Consider the following 2971-nt stretch of genomic DNA (forward strand, 5'->3'; position numbering starts at 1 on the left):
ATAGGCCCCGGTCCGCGCGAACGGCAGCGACGAGGTACCGGTCCCGGCCGCGAGATCGAGCACCCGCTCGGCGGGCCGCGCCGCGACCGCGCGGTCCACCTCCTTCCGCCCCAGCCGCGGCCCCTCGCCCGCACCCGAAGCGGCGTTCCAATCGGAGCCGCGCCGGAACCGGAACCGCGTCAAGGACCCGTCAGCGGGCCCCCGCCGTGCGTCAGGGTGGCGTCAACGGAAGCGGAGTGCTGGATTCAGCCCGGCAGGATCATGGGACGGCCGCCCCGGCCGCTCACGGTGCGCCGCGCACGGCGCGCGCTGCACCGCAGGACGCCCGGTATGTCAGAGGGGGGCATGCCGGCCGTCCCCGACCAAGTCGAGAACCGCGCGGTTGTCGGGGCACGTACGCCCGGTGCCAGGGGGCCGGGGTGGACGGTGGAGAATGGGCGGGTGACGCGAGCATCCCTGGACAAGCAGCCGAATGAAGTCGCCGCGATGTTCGACGGCGTGGCGGCGCGCTACGACCTGACCAACGAAGTGCTCTCCCTGGGCCAGGCGCGGCTCTGGCGGAAGGAAGTGGACCGCGCGGTCGCGGCGCGGCCCGCCGAGCGGGTGCTCGATCTCGCGGCCGGGACCGGTACCTCGTCGCTGCCGTTCGCGCGGACCGGGGCCTATCGTCGCTGCCGTTCGCGCGGACCGGGGCCTATGTGGTGCCGTGCGACTTCTCGGTGGGGATGCTGGGGGAGGGCAAGAAGCGGCGCCCGTGGCTGCCGTTCACGGCGGGGGACGGGATGCGGCTGCCGTTCGCGGACGGGGTGTTCGACGCCGTCACGATCTCCTTCGGGCTGCGGAACATCCAGGACACCGATGCGGCGCTGGCCGAGCTGTACAGGGTCACCAAGCCCGGTGGGCGGGTGGTGATCTGCGAGTTCAGCGAGCCGACGTGGGCACCGTTCCGGACCGTCTACACCGAGTACCTGATGCGGGCGCTGCCGCCGGTGGCCCGGGTGGTCAGCAGCAACCCCGAGGCGTATGTGTACCTCGCCGAGTCGATCCGGACCTGGCCCAACCAGCCGGAGCTGGCCGCCCGGCTCCAGGGCGCCGGCTGGACGAAGGTCGCCTGGCGGAACCTGACCGGCGGCATCGTGGCGCTCCACCGGGGCGTCAAGCCGGCCGAGGACTGACCGGCTGCCGTTAGCCGGACGCCGGGTTGAGGTGGGGGCCGGGCTGGGCTGGGGGCCGGGTTGAGCTGGAGGCCCGGGTTGAGGTGGAGGCCGGGCTGGGCCGGGAGGCCGGATCCCCGCCGGCCCACCGGCCTCCCGGCCTCCCGGCCTCCACCTCAACCCGGGCCTCCCGGTCTCCCGGCCCACCGGCCTCCCGGCGGCCCGCCGGCCCCCGGCCCAACGGCCCGTCGCCCCCCGGGGCCTCCGCCCCCTGCCGGCGCCCGCGTCGCCCGCCTCCCGGCCGCCCGTAGGCCCAGGAACGGTCCGCTTCCCCGCTGCCCGTAGGCCCGAGGATCGCCCGTCCGGGCCCCGCCCGTAGGCCCGGGAACGGCCCGCGTGTACGGGAAGAGCCCGCCCAGCCCCCGCCCCTGGGTACGGAAAGGCCCCCGCCCTGGGTACGGAAAAGGCCCGCCCCCGTCGGGTCGGACGGAGACGGGCCCTGGGGCGTGAGCGGGCCCTGCCGTGTGAGCGGCCCTGGGCCGCCGGAGCGGGGTGGCTACTTCTTGAAGGCGTAGTCCATCAGTTTTTGGGCGTCGGTGGTGCGGGCGGCGACGGACGGGGAGGCGAGGACGGTGCCGATGACGGTCTTGCCGTTGCGGGTGGCGGCGAAGACCAGGCAGTACTTGGCCTCCGGGCCCGAGCCGGTCTTCACACCGATGGTGCCCTTGTAGCTGCTGAGCAGGTTGTTGGTGTTGGTCCACGACATGTAGCGGTAGCCGCCGCTTTTCGTGGTGACCTTCTGCTTGGTGGACTTCGTTCCCACGATGGTGCGGAAGGTGGAGAACTTCATCGCGTTGCTGGCGAGCTTGGTGAGGTCGCGGGGCGTCGAGTAGTTGGCGCCGCGCCCTATTCCGTCGAACGAGTCGAAGTGGGTGTTCTTCATGCCGAGGTTCTTGGCGGTGGTGTTCATCTGGCCGATGAACGACTTCACCCGGGCGTCCCGGCTCGATCCGGTGCCGAACCGGTCGGCGAGGGCGTACGCGGCGTCGCAGCCGGACGGGAGCATCAGCCCGTACAGGAGCTGACGGACCGTCACCTTGTCGCCGACGATCAGGTGGGCGGACGAGGCCCAGTTGTTGTTGACGATGTAGTCGCTGTACGCCTTCTGGATCGTGACCTTGGAGTCCAGGTCGAGGTTCTTCTGGGCCAGCACCACCCGAGCCGTCATGATCTTGGTGGTGGAACCGGTGGACCGGCGGGTGTCCGCGGCCTTGGCGAAGAGCGCCGAACCGGTGCCGTTGTTCATCACGAAGCCGCCGGCGGCGGAGATGGCGGGCGCCGGGAGGGTGGCGGCCTGCGCCTGGGAGCCGAACGCTCCGGCGGTCAGGACGGCTCCGGTGGTGACGGCCACGGCGGACGCGCGCCGGAGGCCCCTGGCGGTCCGGATGCCCTTGGCGGCCCGGACGCCGGTGATGGTCCTGATGCCTTTGATGCCGATGTTCACAGTGGGTGCTCCAAATAGCCCTGCAGTGCGGGCACATGAGAGTGCCGCTCTCTCTTGAGACACCTGGGGCGCGGCAATGGATGCGTGAGAGGGGGGTGGGTTTTGGTCAATTGCCGGTATAGGGGAACGTCCTGGGGGGCCTGTCCCGGGGGACCCGTCCCGCGGTCGCCGGCCACGGGCCCCGGCCTCGCGGCCTCGGACCTCTGGCCACCGCCCCCGGCCACCGCCCCGGCCACCGGCCCCCCGCCGCCCGACCCCGGCCGGACGGCAGGGGACAACCCTTCAGTTTCCGATCATCGCGGTCCCCATAGAC

1 protein-coding gene and 2 pseudogenes are annotated in these 2971 nt (G+C 72.4%); 1 reads left to right on the forward strand and 2 read right to left on the reverse strand.

Going from position 1 to position 2971, the window contains the following annotated elements; translation table 11 throughout:
- A pseudogene (locus ADL22_RS36965) lies at positions 1–117 on the reverse strand (bifunctional demethylmenaquinone methyltransferase/2-methoxy-6-polyprenyl-1,4-benzoquinol methylase); the annotation flags it as partial.
- Between the two features lie 324 nt (positions 118–441).
- Between ADL22_RS36965 and ADL22_RS13340 the strand changes: the two are divergent.
- Positions 442–1175 (forward strand): annotated as a pseudogene (locus tag ADL22_RS13340) (demethylmenaquinone methyltransferase).
- A gap of 535 nt (positions 1176–1710) precedes the next feature.
- On the opposite strand, the gene ADL22_RS13345 reads toward ADL22_RS13340, so the two are convergent.
- Positions 1711–2601: a D-alanyl-D-alanine carboxypeptidase family protein gene (locus ADL22_RS13345; protein WP_199836287.1), complete on the reverse strand. Its 891-nt coding sequence runs from the start codon at positions 2599–2601 to the stop codon at positions 1711–1713.
- Positions 2602–2971: the final 370 nt, after the last annotated feature.

Origin of the sequence: Streptomyces sp. NRRL F-4489 (assembly GCF_001509485.1) — a bacterium.
Classification (GTDB): Bacteria; Actinomycetota; Actinomycetes; order Streptomycetales; family Streptomycetaceae; genus Streptomyces.